This is a genomic window from Methylocella silvestris (assembly GCF_002891535.1).
GTDB classification, from domain to species: domain Bacteria; phylum Pseudomonadota; class Alphaproteobacteria; order Rhizobiales; family Beijerinckiaceae; genus Methylocapsa; species Methylocapsa silvestris_A.
On sequence record NZ_PDZR01000010.1, the window covers coordinates 50,590 to 66,991 of the forward strand.

The 16,402-nt window shown below is 63.8% G+C and carries 19 protein-coding genes and 1 tRNA gene; 10 read left to right on the forward strand and 10 right to left on the reverse strand.

The genetic code is table 11. The features are described from left to right. Positions 1 to 33: 33 nt before the first annotated feature. Entirely contained in the window at positions 34 to 534 is a 501-nt protein-coding gene (locus CR492_RS10375; RefSeq protein WP_102843681.1) for a MerR family transcriptional regulator, read from the forward strand. An 18-nt stretch (positions 535 to 552) separates the two neighbouring features. On the opposite strand, the gene CR492_RS10380 is transcribed toward CR492_RS10375, so the two are convergent. Next, positions 553 to 1,437: an alpha/beta hydrolase gene (locus CR492_RS10380; protein WP_102843682.1), complete on the reverse strand. Its 885-nt coding sequence runs from the start codon at positions 1,435 to 1,437 to the stop codon at positions 553 to 555. A 354-nt stretch (positions 1,438 to 1,791) separates the two neighbouring features. Here CR492_RS10380 and rsfS point away from each other — a divergent pair, with 354 nt between their 5' ends. Both rsfS and rlmH read left to right on the forward strand, forming a co-directional pair. After that, positions 1,792 to 2,118 (forward strand): ribosome silencing factor, encoded by a 327-nt coding sequence (rsfS, locus tag CR492_RS10385; protein WP_041368398.1) that lies wholly within the window; start codon positions 1,792 to 1,794, stop codon positions 2,116 to 2,118. A 12-nt stretch (positions 2,119 to 2,130) separates the two neighbouring features. After that, positions 2,131 to 2,613, forward strand: coding sequence for a 23S rRNA (pseudouridine(1915)-N(3))-methyltransferase RlmH (gene rlmH, locus CR492_RS10390; protein ID WP_102843684.1), 483 nt, complete (start codon positions 2,131 to 2,133; stop codon positions 2,611 to 2,613). An 11-nt stretch (positions 2,614 to 2,624) separates the two neighbouring features. Here the strand turns inward: rlmH and msrA are convergent, their stop codons facing one another. Continuing rightward, positions 2,625 to 3,368 carry a peptide-methionine (S)-S-oxide reductase MsrA gene (gene msrA / locus CR492_RS10395; protein ID WP_102843764.1) on the reverse strand — a complete coding sequence of 248 codons (744 nt, stop codon included), beginning with the start codon at positions 3,366 to 3,368 and terminating at the stop codon, positions 2,625 to 2,627. 32 nt (positions 3,369 to 3,400) lie between these two features. After that, complete coding sequence (msrB, locus tag CR492_RS10400) at positions 3,401 to 3,886, reverse strand: peptide-methionine (R)-S-oxide reductase MsrB (protein ID WP_102843685.1); 486 nt, start codon at positions 3,884 to 3,886, stop codon at positions 3,401 to 3,403. 219 nt (positions 3,887 to 4,105) lie between these two features. Here msrB and CR492_RS10405 point away from each other — a divergent pair, with 219 nt between their 5' ends. The 3 genes from CR492_RS10405 to CR492_RS10415 all read left to right on the forward strand — a co-directional run bounded on the left by CR492_RS10405 (position 4,106) and on the right by CR492_RS10415 (position 7,496). Continuing rightward, positions 4,106 to 5,476: a murein hydrolase activator EnvC family protein gene (locus CR492_RS10405; RefSeq protein ID WP_102843686.1), complete on the forward strand. Its 1,371-nt coding sequence runs from the start codon at positions 4,106 to 4,108 to the stop codon at positions 5,474 to 5,476. Further along, positions 5,473 to 6,816, forward strand: coding sequence for a S41 family peptidase (locus CR492_RS10410; RefSeq protein ID WP_102843687.1), 1,344 nt, complete (start codon positions 5,473 to 5,475; stop codon positions 6,814 to 6,816). The genes CR492_RS10405 and CR492_RS10410 overlap by 4 nt, the downstream gene beginning before the upstream one ends. 107 nt (positions 6,817 to 6,923) lie before the next feature. Next, complete coding sequence (locus CR492_RS10415; protein ID WP_180982508.1) at positions 6,924 to 7,496, forward strand: RNA pyrophosphohydrolase; 573 nt, start codon at positions 6,924 to 6,926, stop codon at positions 7,494 to 7,496. A 146-nt stretch (positions 7,497 to 7,642) separates the two neighbouring features. Here the strand turns inward: CR492_RS10415 and infC are convergent, their stop codons facing one another. Together infC and CR492_RS10425 are read right to left on the reverse strand one after the other, a co-directional pair. Further along, positions 7,643 to 8,170: a translation initiation factor IF-3 gene (gene infC, locus CR492_RS10420; protein ID WP_102843688.1), complete on the reverse strand. Its 528-nt coding sequence runs from the start codon at positions 8,168 to 8,170 to the stop codon at positions 7,643 to 7,645. Between the two features lie 293 nt (positions 8,171 to 8,463). Further along, positions 8,464 to 9,660: a glycosyltransferase gene (locus CR492_RS10425; protein WP_245412042.1), complete on the reverse strand. Its 1,197-nt coding sequence runs from the start codon at positions 9,658 to 9,660 to the stop codon at positions 8,464 to 8,466. A 149-nt stretch (positions 9,661 to 9,809) separates the two neighbouring features. Between CR492_RS10425 and CR492_RS10430 the strand changes: the two genes are divergently transcribed. Then, entirely contained in the window at positions 9,810 to 10,628 is an 819-nt protein-coding gene (locus CR492_RS10430) for an alpha/beta hydrolase (protein ID WP_102843690.1), read from the forward strand. A 124-nt stretch (positions 10,629 to 10,752) separates the two neighbouring features. After that, the gene (rplS, locus tag CR492_RS10435) at positions 10,753 to 11,193 is read left to right on the forward strand and encodes a 50S ribosomal protein L19 (RefSeq protein WP_102843691.1); all 441 of its coding nucleotides are present in this window, start codon (positions 10,753 to 10,755) and stop codon (positions 11,191 to 11,193) included. 179 nt (positions 11,194 to 11,372) lie between these two features. Here the strand turns inward: rplS and CR492_RS10440 are convergent, their stop codons facing one another. Then, complete coding sequence (locus tag CR492_RS10440) at positions 11,373 to 11,774, reverse strand: VOC family protein (RefSeq protein WP_102843692.1); 402 nt, start codon at positions 11,772 to 11,774, stop codon at positions 11,373 to 11,375. A gap of 135 nt (positions 11,775 to 11,909) precedes the next feature. Here CR492_RS10440 and leuC point away from each other — a divergent pair, with 135 nt between their 5' ends. Then, the gene (gene leuC, locus CR492_RS10445; RefSeq protein ID WP_102843693.1) at positions 11,910 to 13,316 is read left to right on the forward strand and encodes a 3-isopropylmalate dehydratase large subunit; all 1,407 of its coding nucleotides are present in this window, start codon (positions 11,910 to 11,912) and stop codon (positions 13,314 to 13,316) included. Positions 13,317 to 13,345: 29 nt separating this feature from the next. Here leuC and CR492_RS10450 read toward each other — a convergent pair whose 3' ends face one another. Continuing rightward, entirely contained in the window at positions 13,346 to 14,161 is an 816-nt protein-coding gene (locus CR492_RS10450; protein WP_102843694.1) for a hypothetical protein, read from the reverse strand. A 232-nt stretch (positions 14,162 to 14,393) separates the two neighbouring features. Between CR492_RS10450 and CR492_RS10455 the strand changes: the two genes are divergently transcribed. Beyond that, positions 14,394 to 14,478: transfer RNA gene (locus CR492_RS10455), tRNA-Leu, on the forward strand. Between the two features lie 214 nt (positions 14,479 to 14,692). Here the strand turns inward: CR492_RS10455 and CR492_RS10460 are convergent. From CR492_RS10460 to CR492_RS10470, 3 genes are read right to left on the reverse strand one after another with little or no spacing between them, the layout of a single operon-like run. Beyond that, positions 14,693 to 15,472, reverse strand: coding sequence for an anti-sigma factor family protein (locus tag CR492_RS10460; RefSeq protein WP_102843695.1), 780 nt, complete (start codon positions 15,470 to 15,472; stop codon positions 14,693 to 14,695). Further along, the gene (locus CR492_RS10465) at positions 15,472 to 16,011 is read right to left on the reverse strand and encodes a sigma-70 family RNA polymerase sigma factor (RefSeq protein ID WP_102843766.1); all 540 of its coding nucleotides are present in this window, start codon (positions 16,009 to 16,011) and stop codon (positions 15,472 to 15,474) included. Before CR492_RS10465 ends, CR492_RS10460 begins: the two co-directional genes overlap by 1 nt. A 37-nt stretch (positions 16,012 to 16,048) precedes the next feature. Continuing rightward, positions 16,049 to 16,393: a cupredoxin domain-containing protein gene (locus CR492_RS10470; protein WP_102843696.1), complete on the reverse strand. Its 345-nt coding sequence runs from the start codon at positions 16,391 to 16,393 to the stop codon at positions 16,049 to 16,051. Positions 16,394 to 16,402: the final 9 nt, after the last annotated feature.

Below are 16,402 nucleotides of genomic sequence, written 5' to 3' on the forward strand. Positions count from 1 at the left end.
CTCCGCGACCTGCGCCCTCGCCGAAGGGTCGATATGGACAAGAGCGCCGACGCATTCCGGACGATCAGCGAAGTCGCGGAGGAACTCGACCTGCCGCAGCATGTGCTGCGATTCTGGGAGACCCGCTTTCCGCAGATCAGGCCCCTGAAACGGGCCGGCGGCCGGCGCTTCTATCGGCCCAACGATATCGACATCCTGCGCGCGATCAGACGGCTTCTCTATAGCGAGGGCTACACCATCAAGGGGGTGCAGCGCATCCTGAAAGAGCAGGGCGCGCGCTCCGTCATCACCGCCTCGGAAACGGCCGCGGGCGGAAGAGGCCTCCACGAGCAGCCCGCCGCCGCCGAAAATTGGCGCGGCGATGTTTTTCCCGAGGCCGAGACCATCGCGGGCGAGGCCGAGCGCGGCGGCGATTCGCATCCTTACCCCGCTGCGGCTGCGCCTTTGCGTTCTCAGACGATCGAAAAGCTGCGGGCTGTCATGCGCGACCTCGAGGAATGCGAGCGCATGCTGGACGCCGCCCGCCGCACATAGAAGGCCGGCACAGGCGTCTCATTCGGTGCGGGCGATCGCCCAGTCGCCGATCAAAGCGATCGCTTCATCGGCTTCGGGAAACACGCCGGACCAGATCGGATAGACGTGCTGCATGCCGGCCGCAACGAAGGCGAGGGCGTCGACGCCGGCATGGGCCGCCTTGCGGACCAGCGCGATCGTGTCGTCCAGCAAAACCTCGTCGCCGCCGACGAGAGCGAAAATGGGCGGCAATCCCGTAAGATCGGCAAAAAGCGGTGAGGCGAGCGGCGCGCGCGGATCGGCGCCGGCGAGGATCCAGCCGGCCATCTCGCCAAGCGCCGCGCGGCTACAGGTGATGTCGGCTGCCGCCCGGCTGTCAAAACTCTCGCCGCTCAGGGAGAGATCCGTCCACGGCGACATGAGAACGAGGCCGGCGCATGGGGGCAAGCCCTTGTCGCGCGCCGCCAGTGCGGTCGCCAGCGCAAGGCCGCCGCCGGCCGAATCGCCGGCGACAATCGTTCGCGCCGGCTGCGCGCCCTGCGCCAACAGCCATTGATAGGCGAAAACGCCGTCCTCGAGCGCCGCGGGAAACGGATGTTCGGGCGCAAGCCGATAGGCGGGCGCCAGCGCCCGTGCGGCGCAGGCGAGCGCCAGATGGCCGAGCGTCTTGCGGCGCGATTTCGGCGAACCGCAGACGTAGCCGCCGCCGTGGAAATAGAGAATCGCCGCGCCCGGCCGGGCCTCGGGCGGTTCGGCCCAAAGGCCATGAACGTCCGGAGCTGGCGTAAAAGCGACGCCACGTGGCTCGCTGGTCATGCCTTCCGACCGTTCCGCCGCCCGGCGGCGCATGTCGAGCGGGAGGGCGAATAGTTTTGGGCTGTTTTGGATGAAGGTCCAGAATTGGCGGGCAGGGGCGCTGATCATGCGCGCGTCCGGCGCCGCGCGGCGTCATCGCCGCCGAGGTGAATCTTTTGGGTCGGATTAGTACGCAATCGCACCGGAGCGACTGCATCCGCTAGGCGCAGATTGGCGCGCCAACAGGCATCGTGACACATGATCTTTCTTTGCGGTTCTCAAGCGTCTCGCGCTTGCGCAAGGTTACGGTTCAGTAATGAAGATTGCAAAGGCAAAGAATTTACGCCATGTTAAGGATCAAGATCGGCGATGCCGCCGATGTTGCAAGAGGATGGAAAACTGATACCCACGATTTTTGGCGGAACGGCGCCTCAGCCGCTTCATCCGGTCCCCGGTCAGCCCCGACCCGACGCCGGAACCCTCGTGCGGACCATCTTGACGGCTCTCGACGACGCAAAAGCCGAAGACATTGTCTCCATCGATCTGCACGGAAAAACCACCCTCGCCGACGTCATGATTATCGCGACCGGACGCTCCAGCACTCATGTCGGAGCGCTGGCGGATCGCGTCATCAAGGCGTTCAAGGATGTTCAGGCGGCGCCGCGCACCGAAGGGCTGCAGGCGGGCGACTGGGTATTGATCGATGGCAGCGACATTATCGTGCACATCTTCAGGCCCGAAGTGCGCTTGTTCTACAATCTTGAAAAAATGTGGGGCGTCGGCCGGCCGGGCGAATTGCGCGCCGGCTGATCCAGCCGTCCGATGCGCCTGATTCTTCTTTGCGTTGGCCGCTCCAAGGCCGGCGCCGACACGGAACTGTCGCAGCGATACATCGAGCGGGCCAATGCGGCCGGACGCGCCCTGGGCTTCCCGCGCGTCGAATTGCGCGAACTCGACGAGAGCCGGGCGCGAGAGCCGGCGCTGCGCAAAGCTGCCGAGGCCAAAGCGATTCTGGCGAGCCTCAGCCCGGGCGCGAGGCTGATCGCGCTCGATGAAAACGGCGCTCTGGCTTCAAGCCGGGAATTTTCCACTTACCTCGGCAAAACGCGCGATCAGGGCGCGTCGGTCCTGACTCTCGTCATTGGCGGCGCGGACGGCCTCGGCCCGGACGTTCTCGGGGCGGCCTCGCTCGTCCTCTCCTTCGGGCGGATGACGTTTCCGCATCAACTCGTGCGGGTCATGGCGGCGGAACAGCTATACCGCGCGATGACGATTCTTGCGGGCCATCCGTACCATCGCGATTAACGCGCCCGCGATCAACGCTCCGCCGACGTCAGCACTGGATCGGCGCGATACACATTCGGGAAAAGCCGCTTCAGATTTTCGATCTTCGGCAGATCATTGACGACGATATAGCCGTAGGTCGGGTTACGCGCCAAGAAATCCTGATGATAGGCCTCGGCGGGAAAGAAGATGCGCGAGGGCTCGATTTTGGTGGCGATCGGGGCGCCCAGCGCATGCGTGGCGTTCAGCTGGGCGATATAGGTCGTCGCGATCTTCGCCTGCTCCGCACTGACCGGAAAAATCGCCGAGCGGTACTGCGATCCCTCATCGGGTCCCTGGCGGTTGAGTTCCGTTGGATCATGGGCGACCGAGAAGAAGATCTGCAGGATGCGGCCATAGCTGATCTTGGCAGGATCGAAAGTGACGCGCACCGATTCGGCGTGGCCGGTCGAACCGGTGGAGACGTCGGCGTAATGGGCCTGCGCCATGCCCCCGCCTGCATAGCCGGAGACGGCGCTTGTCACGCCCTTCACATGTTCGAAGACACCCTGCACGCCCCAGAAGCAGCCGCCTGCGAGGACGGCTGTTTCGCTCGCCCCTTGCAAGGCGGGTTCATCGGCCGCGGGGGCCGGGAGTGGTCGCCCCTCCATGGCGAAGGAGCCGGCGGCGCCAAGGGCGACAAAGGCGATGATGGCCGCTGCAGGCAGCGACGAAGCCAGAGCGCGCCGCGCGGCGGTCCTGGCGGCGGCGAAAGCGAACTCATGCGGTCCGTCCATAACGATCTCCTGATCGGCCAAGCGGTGCGCCCTCACGCCGCGACGGGCTCGAAACGCATCGCTGCGCCATTCATGCAGTAGCGCAGGCCCGTCGGCTTCGGGCCGTCATTGAAAACATGGCCGAGATGGCCGCCACATCGGCTGCAATGCACCGCCGACCGCGTCATTCCAAGGGTTCGATCGTCTTCGACGCCGACGCTGCCGGCGAGCGGCTCCCAAAAACTCGGCCACCCCGTTCCGCTGTCGAATTTGGCGGCGGAGGAGAACAGTTGCGCCTGGCAGCCGGCGCAGGCGAAAACGCCGCGGCGATGCTCGTCGTTGAGAGCGCTGGAGAAAGGCCGCTCGGTGCCGCTGCGCCGTAGCACGTCATATTGCTCAGGCGTCAAGCGCTTGCGCCATTCGGCGTCGGAGAAAGCGACGGGAAACTGCCGCGTCGCCTCGGCCCAGGCGGCCCCGCGACACAGCGCTACAACTGCTCCGGCAATCCCGCCGACGCCAACCATTCGCCTCGTAAACATGGACGCGATTCCTGATTGAGATGCATGTAAGCCGCTTACGGCGCAGCGAATGGCTTTGTTACGCCGTGGAAAGTCACATTGTGTTGAAGGCGGCTTCGCGACCAGGCCGTTAAGCACCAATCGAAAAAAGCCGGCGAGCGGCGCGTTATCTTCCCTAAACCGGTGAAGTCTTAGAAATGCTTCAGATATTTCCGAGATTGTGATTGAGACTGTCATTTCATGGTGAAGGATCAGGTGAAGTCGAAAGCCGCGCCCGACCGCTTCGGTTTCGCGCTCGCGTGCTGCGTGGCGGGCGCGGCCTCGCTCGGCTTCGCCCAGACCGCCGCGCCAAATCCGCCGGCGGGCGGCGAGGCCTATGACATGCTCAGCGGCCGCAGGCTCGAGCTGCGCGGCATGCAGGATACGATCGGCGCAGCCGAGGAGCAGCGCGCGAAAATCGAATCCGAAGCCGCCTCGATCCGGACCGATCGGGCCAAGCTGACGACAGCCCTCGTCGATCTCGTGCGTCAGATCGACGAGCGCGAGCGCGCCATCGCAGAGGCCGAGCAGAGGCTCGACACCTTGACCGGCAGCGAGGAGGCGATCCGGCGCTCGCTCGCGAGCCGCCGCTCCGTCATCGCCGAGGTGCTCGCTTCATTGCAGCGCATGGGCCGCAAGCCGCCGCCCGCTTTGCTCGTCGCGCCGGACGACATGCTGGCCGCGCTGCGGGCGTCGATGATGCTCGGCGCCGTACTGCCGGAAATGCGGGCGGAGACGGAGGCGCTCGCCTCAGATCTGTCGGACCTCCTGCAATTGCGCAAATCCATTGCGGCGGAACGCGATTCGCTCGCCAGCGAAGTGGCCAAGCTCGGGCTTGACCGTCAGCGCCTCGCCGCCCTGATCGACGCGCGGCAGGCGGCGCTCGCCGCCGCCGAGAAGGCGCTTAGCGCCGAGAACGCCCGCGCCGCGGAACTCGCAAAACAAGCCGCGAGTCTCAAGGACCTGATCGCGCGGATGGAAAGCGAAGTCGCTGCGGCGGGGCGCGCGGCGGAGGAGGCTCGTAAAGCCGACGAGGCGCAGAAGGCGGCGCAGGCGGCGGCGCCGGAAGCCCAGCGCAAGATCGCCATGGCGCCGTTCAAGGATCCGGCGCGGCTCGCGCCAGCCAGCGCCTTTCCGGACACCAAAGGCATGCTGCCGGTACCGGTCGCCGGCCCGGTGCAGCGCGCCTTCGGCGCGCCGGACGGATTCGGCGGGACTGAAAAGGGCATGCTGGTTGCTACGCGCGCCAATGCGATCGTCGTTTCGCCCGCCGATGGTTGGGCCGCCTACGCCGGGCCTTACCGGAGTTATGGACAAGTCTTGATCATCAATGCTGGGCAGGGCTATTATATTATTCTTGCAGGGATGGATCGGATCAACGTAAACGTGGGGCAGTTCCTGGTGGCTGGGGAGCCTGTCGCCGTTATGGGCGATGGGTCCGCCAAGACGGCTGCCGCCATTGCAATCGGCGCGGCGCAGCCCATTCTCTACGTAGAATTTCGGAAAGACGGGGCGGCAATCGATCCGGGCCCATGGTGGGCGAAGCCGGAGTTGCAAAAGGTTCGCGGATGATGCGGAAGGTATCACTTGTCATGCTCGGCGCCGTTCTCGGCGCGTCAGTCGTGACCGTCGGCACGCAGACGAGAGTATTCTCGGACGGCGTCGCAAGCGCGGCCGCGTCGGATACTTATCGCAATCTCAATCTGTTCGGCGACGTCTTCGAGAAAATCCGCTCCGATTACGTCGAAAAGCCCGACGAGCAGAAGCTGGTCGAATCGGCGATCAACGGGATGCTGACCTCGCTTGATCCGCATTCGAGCTATATGGACGCCAAAAGCTTCCGCGACATGCAGGTGCAGACGCGCGGCGAATTCGGCGGCCTCGGAATCGAGGTGACGCAGGAGGACGGCCTCATCAAGGTGGTGACGCCGATCGACGACACGCCTGCCTCGCGCGGCGGGATTCTCTCCGGCGACATCATCACCGCCATCGACGGCGAAAACGTGCAGGGCCTCACCCTGAATCAGGCCGTCGACAAAATGCGCGGCGCGCCGAACACGCCGGTGACGCTGAAAGTCCTGCGTGGGCCGAACAAGGACGCCCAGGACATCAAGCTGACCCGCGCGGTGATCCAGATCAAGTCGGTCCGCTCGCATCAGGAAGGCGACGACATCGGCTACATCCGCATCACGCAATTCAATGAGCAGACGGGCGAGGGCGTCGCCGCCGCCATCAAGAAGTTCCAGAGCGAGATCCCAGCCGATAAATTCAAGGGCTACATCCTCGACCTCCGCAATAATCCCGGCGGCTTGCTCGACCAGTCGATCGCTGTCTCGAATGCGTTCCTCGACCGTGGCGAGATTGTCTCGACTCGCGGCCGCAACGCCGATGAATCCATGCGCTACAACGCGCATCCGGGCGATCTTTCCAAAGGCAAGCCCCTGGTCGTCCTGATCAACGGCGGTTCGGCCTCGGCGTCCGAGATCGTGGCCGGCGCGCTGCAGGATCACAAGCGCGGCACCATTCTCGGCACGCGCTCCTTTGGTAAGGGATCCGTGCAGACCATCATTCCGCTCGGCCAGAACAATGGCGCGGTGCGGCTCACGACAGCCCGTTACTATACGCCCTCGGGGCGCTCGATTCAGGCAAAAGGCATCGATCCCGACACGATCGTGCTACAGGACGTGCCTGATGAATTGAAGGGCAAGGACGACACCAAGGGCGAAGCCTCGCTCAAGGGTCATCTTAAGAACGGCGATGACGAAAAGGGCGGGTCGCAGGCTTATGTTCCGCCGAATCCGAAAGACGACAAGCAGCTTATCGCCGCCGAAGACATACTGCGCGGAATAACGAAAACCTCGAGCAAGACGCCTACTCAGCCTGCCACCGAGCCGGAAAAGGTTCCGAACTAGAAACGGCTGTCGTCGGGCCGGCCTGTTCACTCGCTGCAAGGGCCGCCACAATTCAATAGGGTCGCTGCGCGGCCTCGAGACAGAGCGCGCAGTGGGCGCCATGATAAATGTCGCGATTGCGGAGAGTGGTGAGGTCCGAAGTGACGCAGTTTGGCAATTACCGTCCGTGCGTCGGCATCATGCTCCTTAACCGTGACGGTCTTGTTTTTGTCGGCCGTCGGCGGACGAAGAAACCGCTCGAACAGCCCCGCATCGGGCATGAATGGCAGATGCCACAGGGCGGCATCGATCCCGGAGAGGATCCCTTCCAGGCGGCTCTGCGCGAAATGCGCGAAGAAACCAATGTCGCCTCCGCGACCCTGCTCAGCGAGTCGCCGGAATGGTACACCTACGACTTGCCGGATGAGTTCTCGCGCAAATCATGGAAGGGCCGCTTCCACGGACAAAGGCAGAAATGGTTCGCTTTCCGTTTTGAAGGCGACGAAAGCGAGATCGACATCGAGACGCCGGCCGGCGGGCAAAGGCCGGAATTTGACGCTTGGCGCTGGACGCCGATCGACCAGCTGGTGGATCTGATCATTCCCTTCAAGCGCAAGGTCTACGAGCGGGTCGTCGAAAACTTCGCTCATCTGGCGGCGCCTGTCGAGGCGTCGGCGCAGAGCGGCCACGGTCCCGGTTAGCTCGTTGCGCGGCGCCGAGGATGAAGCCTGACGAGGGCGACAAAGCGCCCGCGCAGTGTTTTATCAAGATCTGAAGATCATTTTTATAAGCGATTGAAATACCTTCGCTCTAGCCGTTGCGGCAAAGGGAGCGTCGGCTCCCTGCGCTATTTCGGCGCGAGCACCATGACCATTTGGCGCCCTTCCATCGATGGCTCGGCTTCGACCTTGGCTATGGCGACAGTCTCGTTCTTCACGCGCTCAAGCAGGCGGAACCCAAGATCTTGATGCGCCATCTCGCGGCCACGGAAGCGCAGCGTCACCTTGACCTTGTCGCCTTCCTCAAAGAAGCGGCGAACCGCCTTCATCTTGGTGTCGTAATCATGTTCATCAATGCCGGGACGCAGCTTGATTTCCTTGATTTCGACGATCTTCTGCTTCTTCCGGGCTTCGGCGGACTTTTTCTGCTCAAGAAAGCGGAACTTGCCATAATCGAGGATTTTGCAGACCGGGGGATTGGCCGTTGGAACGATCTCGACGAGATCGAGGCCCGCTTCTTCAGCGGACTGGAGAGCTTCGAGAGAATCGACGACGCCTTTATTCTGGCCTTCAGCGTCAATCAATTGAACTTCACGAGCGCGGATATCCCGGTTTACGCGTGGCCCGTCCTTTTGCGGGACCGGAGGCGCTTTCATCGGACGGCGAATGGCATATCTCCTTCATGGTCGTTGAACGAATCCCCCCGCGTGCGATCCGCATTGTCAGAGCATATTACAACCATTGGAATCATCTGATCGGCAGGAACGTGCTCCAGCTTTGAAGATGGAGCGATTTCTTGTCGAGCGAATGATTCCATCCAGCCGTAAAGCGCTCTAAAGCGTTCGCATGCGCCGATGGACTCAAAGAAAACATTGGGCGATTGCAGCGGAAAGTCAATGCGACTCAAGTCAAGACGTCGCTTTGACTGCGCGTTATTCGGGCAAAACAGTCATTCGGCCGGCTTGCGCACCGTGTTGAGCGCCGCCGCATAGGCGTCGAGCGTCTGCTCCCACATCAGCTCCCTCGCGAACCGTCGCTCGACATGGGCGCGCGCGTGCAGTGAAAGCCGATCGCGCGCCGTGGCGCCGAGGTTCAAGGCCTCGCCCAGCGCAACGGCGATTGCCCCTGAATCGCCGGCCATTGTGCGCCAGCCGGTCCGCGCGCTAGGCTCGACCTCCGGCGGGGCGAGCAGAGTTTCGGCCGCGGCCGCCCCCGTTGTCGCGAGAATCGGCGCGCCCATCGCCTGCGCCTCAAGGGCGAGGCTGGCGAAAGCTCCCGGATTGCGCGACAGCGCCATGACGACCGAGGCCGCCAGCAGGGCGGCCGGCGGATCGGAGACGATGTCGCCCTGCCGGACAATGTCCTGCAATCCGGATTGCGCGATAATCCCATCGATCTCCTTGAGCTCGGCGGCGCTTGCGCCGCTGGCGCCGATGATGACCCTCAGACTCGACACGTCGAAGACGGCGTCGGTCGCCGCCTCAGCGCGGTTTTGCTCGGCCAGCGTTCGAATGGCGTCCAGCGCCGTCTTGCAGTCTCCGGCGGGGCTTGGGCCGAGCGCGATCAGCGCCACGCGGGCGTCGGGCGGGACGCCCCAAAGCCGCCGGACCGCCTGCACCCGCGCCGAAGAAACTGATTTCGGCGAAAAGACCCGGCAATCGACGCCGCCGAGAACGATATGAACCTTGTCTTTCGTTGCCGGATTGAGACGCGCCGCGCTATGCGAGGCCTCGGCAGAGCCAGCGAGGATGACGTCGCCGCGCGTCATCACGAGGTTATACCGCAGGGCGAGGGGTCCGCCCGCGGCATAGGAGCTTTCAAAGCTGGTTACGAACGGCGTCTTGACCAGGCGCGTCGCTCCATAGGCAGACCACGCGGAGGCGCGCGAGCGCGCATGCACGAGATCGATCCGTTCCGCTTTGATGAGGCGCGCCAGCCTTTGCACATTGTTCGCCATGGCGAGGGGATTCTTGGCGTCGACGGGAAGGGCCGCGAACAGGCCGCCACGCGCCTGCAGTTCGCTAACGAGACTGCCGCCTCGTGCGGCGACAAGGGCTCTTGCGCCGACCCGGGTCAGCGCTGCGGCGATCTCGATCGTGGTTTGCGCCGAAGCGCCGCCGTCAAGGTCCGGCACGATCTGAAGCACGCTCCGGCCCGCGAGCGGATGCGCCGTACCGTCACGAAAATATGAGCTTGAGCCTGATGACATCCAAAGGAACTGCGTTCAGACAACCAGCGAGTGCGAGAGATTCTTGAAAAATCTCGCCAATTGAGCATAGACGGGCGGACCTTGCGGTGGAAGGGCAAGCGGCGGGATTTGCTTCGACATGGGAGCCGGACACAGAGTTTCTGACCGTGGGGGCGGGGGGAAACGCCCGCCGCATCGCCTTTTTGCGCGGCGCCCCGCTTCAAGACGGCGGAAAGCCGGGGATCGTCTGGCTTGGCGGCTTCCGATCGACCATGCGCGGCGAAAAGGCGGCCTATCTGCATCAGGCGTCATGCGCGTCGGAAAAGGCGTTCCTTCGCTTCGATTATTCCGGCCATGGCGAATCGGAGGGGCGCTTCGAGGACGGAACCATCGGCCGATGGTTGGAAGAGAGCCTTGCCGTTTTACGGGAATTGACCGTTGGTCCACAAATCCTTGTCGGCTCGTCGATGGGCGGATGGCTGGCGCTGCTTGTCGCCCGCGCGCTTTCTGGAAGCGGCGAGAGCGGGCGGCTGCATGGAATGGCGCTGATCGCCCCGGCGGTCGACTTCACCGAGACGCTGATCTTCGCCAGAATGAGCAAGGCCGAGCGGGCCGAACTCAAGGCGGACGGGCGGTGGCTGAGGCCCTCCCGCTACGGTGACGGACCCTATCCGATCAGCCGCGAATTTTTGGAGGAGGGTCGGCGCCATCTTCTTTTCGGGGGCAGCATCGCCAGCCATTGCCCGGCGCATATACTGCAGGGCATGCAGGATGAGGACGTTCCCTGGCGCCATGCGCTGACGCTCGTCGAGCATATGCACGGCGACCCCGCGACGTTGACCCTCATCAAGGACGGCGACCACCGGCTGTCGCGGCCACAGGATCTGGCGCGAATCTGGGCGGCGGTGGAGGGAATGGGCGGCTAGGGCGTGCGGCGCGCGCCTCTCTCGACAAACGCGCCTCCCTCGTGTAAGCACCGCGCTCAACTCAAAACAGCGTATCGAAACGCTCGCCTGGAAAAAATCCGGCGAAACGACAGGTTCGACTTCAATGAATATTATCGCGGAACTCGAGGCCGAACAGGCCGCCAAGCTGCTGGCCGGCAAGACCATCCCGGAATTCCAGCCGGGCGATACGGTCATCGTCAACGTCAAGGTCAAGGAAGGCGAGCGCACCCGCGTGCAGGCCTATGAAGGCGTCTGCATCGCGCGTAACGGCGGCGGCCTCAATGAGAGCTTCACCGTCCGCAAGATTTCCTATGGCGAGGGCGTCGAGCGCGTGTTCGCGATCTATTCGCCGAACATCGACTCGATCAAGGTCGTGCGCCGCGGCAAGGTCCGCCGCGCCAAGCTCTATTATCTGCGCGATCGCCGCGGCAAGTCGGCCCGCATCGCCGAGAAGATGGAATCGCCCGCCGCCAAGGCGACGCGCGAAGCGGCCAAAAAAGAAGCCAAGGCCGCCAAGAAGAATGCCGCTCCGGCGGCAGAGTAAGAGCGCCCGGAAATACTCGATTTCTGCAAGCCTCGTGGTGGCCTCAAACCACGAGGGCCCTATGGCGCGCCCTAAAAACCATCCTTCGAGACGCAAGCTTTGCTTGCTCCTCAAGGTGGGGAGATCCGGATTTCCAGACGGTTTCAAGCGCGCCGCGTCGGAGCGTGCGGCGTGGCCGCTTACTTCAGTGGTCCGTTCAAGATCCAGCGATGGCCGAACGGATCGCGGAACGTCGCAAAGCGCGTTCCCCAAAAGGATTTGGTCGGAGGCGTTTCCGACTTTCCGCCGAGGGATGTCGCCTTGGCGAAGATTTCATCGACCTGATCGGCGCTCGCATATTCGAGACTGACGGAGGACGTAACGAGTTCGCCCGGAACCGACATACGCGTGTGGCCGAGCTCGGGAAAGGCGTCCGCGAGCATGATCGAGCCGCCATTGATCGCAAGCTCGCAATGCATGATTCGCAGCCCGTCGAAGGCCGGCATGATGGATTTTTGCTGCGCGCCGAAGACCGCGCTGTAATAGGCGATCGCCGCGAGGGCGGGCGAAACCGTCAGATAGGGCGCAACCGGCGGGCGCATTGATCTCTTCGCTCCTATATAGGCACAAACGCCCACGGGCAGGGTACTTCCCCGCGAGCCCGGTTGCGAGTAAGAACTGCCGCGTCGCGAGGATTTTTAACAGAACGCGCATCCGGCGCATCACGGAAGTAGTAAATGGACAAGCCGCGTACGCTCTACGATAAGATCTGGGACGAACATCTGGTGCATGAATCCGCCGATGGCTCGAGCCTTCTCTATATCGATCGTCATCTCGTTCATGAAGTGACCAGTCCGCAGGCCTTTGAGGGGCTGCGGGTGACTGGCCGGAAGGTTCGCGCGCCGCAGAAAACGCTCGCTGTCGTCGATCATAATGTGCCGACGACCGATCGCAGCAAGGGCATTGCGGATCACGAGAGCCGCACCCAGGTCGAGCAGCTCGCGATCAACGCCAAGGAATTCGGCGTCGAATATTTCAACGAGCTCGATCCGCGCCAGGGCGTCGTCCATATCATCGGACCGGAGCAGGGCTTTACGCTTCCCGGCGCCACCATCGTCTGCGGCGACAGCCATACCTCGACGCATGGCGCCTTTGGCGCGCTGGCCCATGGCATCGGCACCTCGGAAGTCGAGCATGTACTCGCGACCCAGACGCTGATCCAGAGCAAAGCCAAAAATATGCGCGTCATCGTCGACGGGCTGCCGTCCGAAGGCGTCAGCGCCAAGGATATCGTGCTGGCGATCATCGGCGAGATCGGCACGGCCGGCGGCACCGGCCATGTCATTGAATATGCCGGCGAGGCGATCCGCGCGCTGTCGATGGAAGGCCGCATGACGGTCTGCAATATGAGCATCGAGGGCGGCGCGCGGGCCGGATTGATCGCGCCCGACGAAAAAACCTTCGCCTTTCTGAAGGACCGTCCGAAATCGCCGAAGGGAAAAGCCTGGGACGAGGCGGTCGCGCATTGGCGCACGCTCCATTCCGACGAGGGCGCCCATTTTGACAAGGAAGTGCGGCTTGATGCGGCAAGCCTGCCGCCGATCGTCACCTGGGGCACCAGCCCCGAGGACGTCGCAACCATCAACGGCGAAGTGCCGCGCGTCGAATCGGCAATGAGCGAGGCCAAACGCGTCTCAATCGCCCGCGCGCTCGACTATATGGGATTGAAGGGCGGCGAAAAGATCACGGATATCTCGATCGACCGCGTGTTCATCGGCTCCTGCACCAATGGGCGGCTGGAGGATTTGCGCGCCGCCGCGAAAATCCTTGCGGGCAAGCATATCGCCGCGCATGTCAACGGAATGGTCGTGCCGGGCTCGGGGCTCGTGAAGCAGCAGGCGGAAGCCGAAGGCCTCGACGTCGTGTTCCGCGAGGCGGGCTTTGAATGGCGCGAGCCCGGCTGCTCGATGTGCCTCGCCATGAACCCTGATCGGCTGGAGCCAGGCGAGCGCTGCGCCTCGACCTCGAACCGCAATTTCGAGGGGCGTCAGGGTTTCAAGGGACGCACACATCTGGTCTCGCCGGCGATGGCCGCCGCTGCGGGCGTCGCCGGCCATTTCGTCGATATCCGCACCTGGCGTTAGCGGTCTAGCCGGGCTTCGGGAAGATCCGGTCAGCAGGTGCTCTCAACGCGATAGCCGGCGCTGGAGATAAAGCCGCGATAGGCGCAGCCGCCGAACGTGCCAGAGAAATTATAGGCGTTCGGCGCGGCTGCGGGGCGATAGGCCGGCTCGCTTTGCCATCTCACCGCGCGGATGGCGTGCGGACGGTGTTGTTCGCGCGGCGCCTCGTCCAAGTCGCGCTCTGCTTGGCGCGCGGCGTCGCGTTTGGCGAGCCGGACGCTTTGGCGCGCGGGATCCCCGCTCTTTTGCTTTTCCGCTTTCTCCGTCGTGGCTTTTGCCGGAGCCGGCTTGACCATGACCGGCTTTACGACGGCCGTTTTTGGTTCGCTGGGCGCGACTTTATCGGACTCGATGGAGGTTTTCGGCTCGAGCGCCGGGACGGGCGCGGCGGCGGCCGCCTTTGCCGCAATGGCGGCCTTGGTTTCCGCGATGATTTCATCCGCCGTTTTCATGGGCGCCGTGCTCGCCGGCTGCGGCGACGCGGGAGCCGAGGTCAGAGGCGATGCGTCACGCATCGCCGCGGGCTCGACGGGAGTGGCGGCCTTGGCCCAGGCTGGCAAGGGCGACGGCAGGCTGTCGCCGGACGGTTGAGCGACGGCCGTGGGCGCGGGGAGCGAAACTGCGGGGGCGATCTCGGCGGGCGGATCGGCCGCCAAGGGGGCTGACGGGGGCGCTTGCTCGGCGTCGAGGACAGCCGTCGCCTTTGCCTGCGGCTCGGGAGCAGACTGGCGCCGCGCCATTTCGACCGCCATGGCCGTGGTCACGAGGGCGAAAGTTGTTGCGACAACGATCGTAACATTCTTCATGACTGCGTTTCCTTATCGCCGCCTATCAATTGGGCGCTCCGTCAATGCCAAGCGTCCTTTGTCGTCAGCGCAGAATGAACCGTGTTGCTGCCCTCGATCTGTGCGCAGATGCACCCAAACGGGCTATGGTCAGCCCGACGAAGCTTGGGTTGCGCAAGCAAGGTTGCAGGGCTCGCCGTAATCGGCTAACGCAACGGGCGTGGACAAGCGGCGGCGCAAAGCCGCGGCTTTTGCGGGTGTGGTGGAACTGGTAGACGCGCCGGACTCAAAATCCGGTTCCGCAAGGAGTGTCGGTTCGATTCCGACCACCCGCACCACCTTCTTGGCGATGTTCAGCTACGCGCTTGCTCTACGCCGGGCCCCACCAACAAGGGAGTTCCGGCTTCGACCATCGCCGAAATCGTCGACGATATCGTGTTGCCGTTGCTGAGGCTTCTTGACCTTCCGAAACGGTAGCGCCCGTCCTGCGGACGGGTGATCGCCGGGTTGCAAGAAATCCCACGCGCTATCTCTCCACCGGCTGACACAGGCTTAATTCACGGGCTTTGCCGGCGGCGCGGCTTCCGCGCGGAAAGCCTCGACAAATGTCCGCAGATCGGCCGGAGCGATATCCGACACCGCGACATAGGCAAGATCGCCGACGGTCCATCGCTCGAACGAAAAGCCCGCCCGGCTTTCGCTGCCGGGCAAGGACGCCAACGTCTCGCTGGGCAGCGCGGTGACGCTGATGACATGGGGACCGCGCCGGTAGACCAGCGTTGGCGCCGGCCTGCCCTCGATCACGTCGACGCGGCCTCCCACCAGCGGAAAGCCGCGCTCCGCGAGATCGACCGCGTCGGGCGCGATCGTCGTCTTGCCGTTGAACCAGGGTTTCACGACATGGCGGTTCGATGAGGCGACATCGAACGGCTGCGGCGCCATCATTGCGCGCAGATGCGCCGACAGAATCGCGGCGGAGGTCTCGGCGTCGGGGCGATTCATCGCCAGAAAAGTCGTTCCGCTGCCAAGCAGGACGCCGCCCGCCAGCCCGACCAGCAAAGTCGCCGCGAGCGGCGACAGAAAACGGGTCAGCCGGCCGCTTGGCGCTCCATCGCGAAAGCCGATCTCCTGAATGATCCGGCCCCGCAGCCCGTGCGGAACGGGGGCGCCGGCGAGCGCGCCGCGCAGGGCGAGCGACAAGGATTCCAGCCGTTGCGCCTGCGCCCGGAGTTCGGGCTCCTCAGCGAGCCGCCGCTCCATGGCCAGCGCCTCGCCCGGCGATAATTCTCCGTCCCGGTAGGCGTTCAGCAGTAGAATGTCCTCGTCCGTCATCAATTTTGCGCCTCTAACCCCTTGAGGAGCTGTTGTCTGGCTCGCGCGAGACGCGACATCACCGTGCCAATCGGCGCGCCGCTGACTTCGGCGATCTCGCGATAGCTCAATCCATGATATTCGCGCAGCACGAGCGCCTCCTTCAGGGTGACGGGAAGAGCGTCGACGGCGCGCGCCAGCCGCGCGGCCTCGTCCTTGGCGAGAAGCAGGCTTTCGGGCGTCTCGAAGGCGGGCGCGAACACGCCCCCCTGTTCCAGCGTCGCCGCGTCGGAAGCATCCAACACTTCGCTCGACAGCGTTACGCCCGGCCGCCTTTTTTCGAGCCACGAGTAGCAGGCGTTGCGCACGATGGTCAGGAACCAGGCGCGAGCATTGCCCTCCGCAAAGCTCTCGATCGCGCGGTAAGCGCGCAGACTTGCGTCCTGGAGTACGTCCTCGGCGTCCGTCGCGCTTCCCGTCAGCCAGCGCGCGAGCCGATAGCCCTCATCGAGCCGCGGCAGCACGAGCTGCGAGAAACGCGCCTTGGCGAGCGTCGTCACCAGCAAACTCCTCGCGACCTGAAGGGGATGCCCTCCATCACGGCGTCCTCACGATGATTTTGCCGGTCATATGCGGATGAATCGAGCAGAAATAATCATACTGGCCCGGCTCCTTGAAAGTGAAACTGAACTTGTCGTCGGAATCGAGCGGCTTCGACTTGAAGGATTTGTCGACGCCGACGACGGTATGGGGAATATCGTCGCCATTGGTCCAGGTCACCGTATCGCCGGGGGCGATTGTCAGCTCTGGCGGATTGAAGGTGAAATTATCGATCTTTACGCTCACGGCGGCGGCGCCAGCGGGGAGAGGGCTGACGAGCGCCGCCGCAAGCAGGAATGGGAAAAGGCTTCGGCGCTTCGCTGTCATGAAGGTTTGAGGCATGCTCCGCTC

Excerpts from the sequence above, each read along its gene's own strand:
- CR492_RS10375 (WP_102843681.1), top strand. The coding sequence starts at position 34 with ATGGACAAGAGCGCCGACGCATTCCGGACGATCAGCGAAGTCGCGGAG.
- CR492_RS10380 (WP_102843682.1), bottom strand. The coding sequence starts at position 1,437 with ATGATCAGCGCCCCTGCCCGCCAATTCTGGACCTTCATCCAAAACAGC.
- rlmH (WP_102843684.1), top strand. The coding sequence starts at position 2,131 with ATGCGCCTGATTCTTCTTTGCGTTGGCCGCTCCAAGGCCGGCGCCGAC.
- msrA (WP_102843764.1), bottom strand. The coding sequence starts at position 3,368 with ATGGACGGACCGCATGAGTTCGCTTTCGCCGCCGCCAGGACCGCCGCG.
- msrB (WP_102843685.1), bottom strand. The coding sequence starts at position 3,886 with ATGTTTACGAGGCGAATGGTTGGCGTCGGCGGGATTGCCGGAGCAGTT.
- CR492_RS10405 (WP_102843686.1), top strand. The coding sequence starts at position 4,106 with ATGGTGAAGGATCAGGTGAAGTCGAAAGCCGCGCCCGACCGCTTCGGT.
- CR492_RS10410 (WP_102843687.1), top strand. The coding sequence starts at position 5,473 with ATGATGCGGAAGGTATCACTTGTCATGCTCGGCGCCGTTCTCGGCGCG.
- CR492_RS10415 (WP_180982508.1), top strand. The coding sequence starts at position 6,924 with ATGTCGCGATTGCGGAGAGTGGTGAGGTCCGAAGTGACGCAGTTTGGC.
- infC (WP_102843688.1), bottom strand. The coding sequence starts at position 8,170 with ATGAAAGCGCCTCCGGTCCCGCAAAAGGACGGGCCACGCGTAAACCGG.
- rplS (WP_102843691.1), top strand. The coding sequence starts at position 10,753 with ATGAATATTATCGCGGAACTCGAGGCCGAACAGGCCGCCAAGCTGCTG.
- CR492_RS10440 (WP_102843692.1), bottom strand. The coding sequence starts at position 11,774 with ATGCGCCCGCCGGTTGCGCCCTATCTGACGGTTTCGCCCGCCCTCGCG.
- leuC (WP_102843693.1), top strand. The coding sequence starts at position 11,910 with ATGGACAAGCCGCGTACGCTCTACGATAAGATCTGGGACGAACATCTG.
- CR492_RS10450 (WP_102843694.1), bottom strand. The coding sequence starts at position 14,161 with ATGAAGAATGTTACGATCGTTGTCGCAACAACTTTCGCCCTCGTGACC.
- CR492_RS10460 (WP_102843695.1), bottom strand. The coding sequence starts at position 15,472 with ATGACGGACGAGGACATTCTACTGCTGAACGCCTACCGGGACGGAGAA.
- CR492_RS10470 (WP_102843696.1), bottom strand. The coding sequence starts at position 16,393 with ATGCCTCAAACCTTCATGACAGCGAAGCGCCGAAGCCTTTTCCCATTC.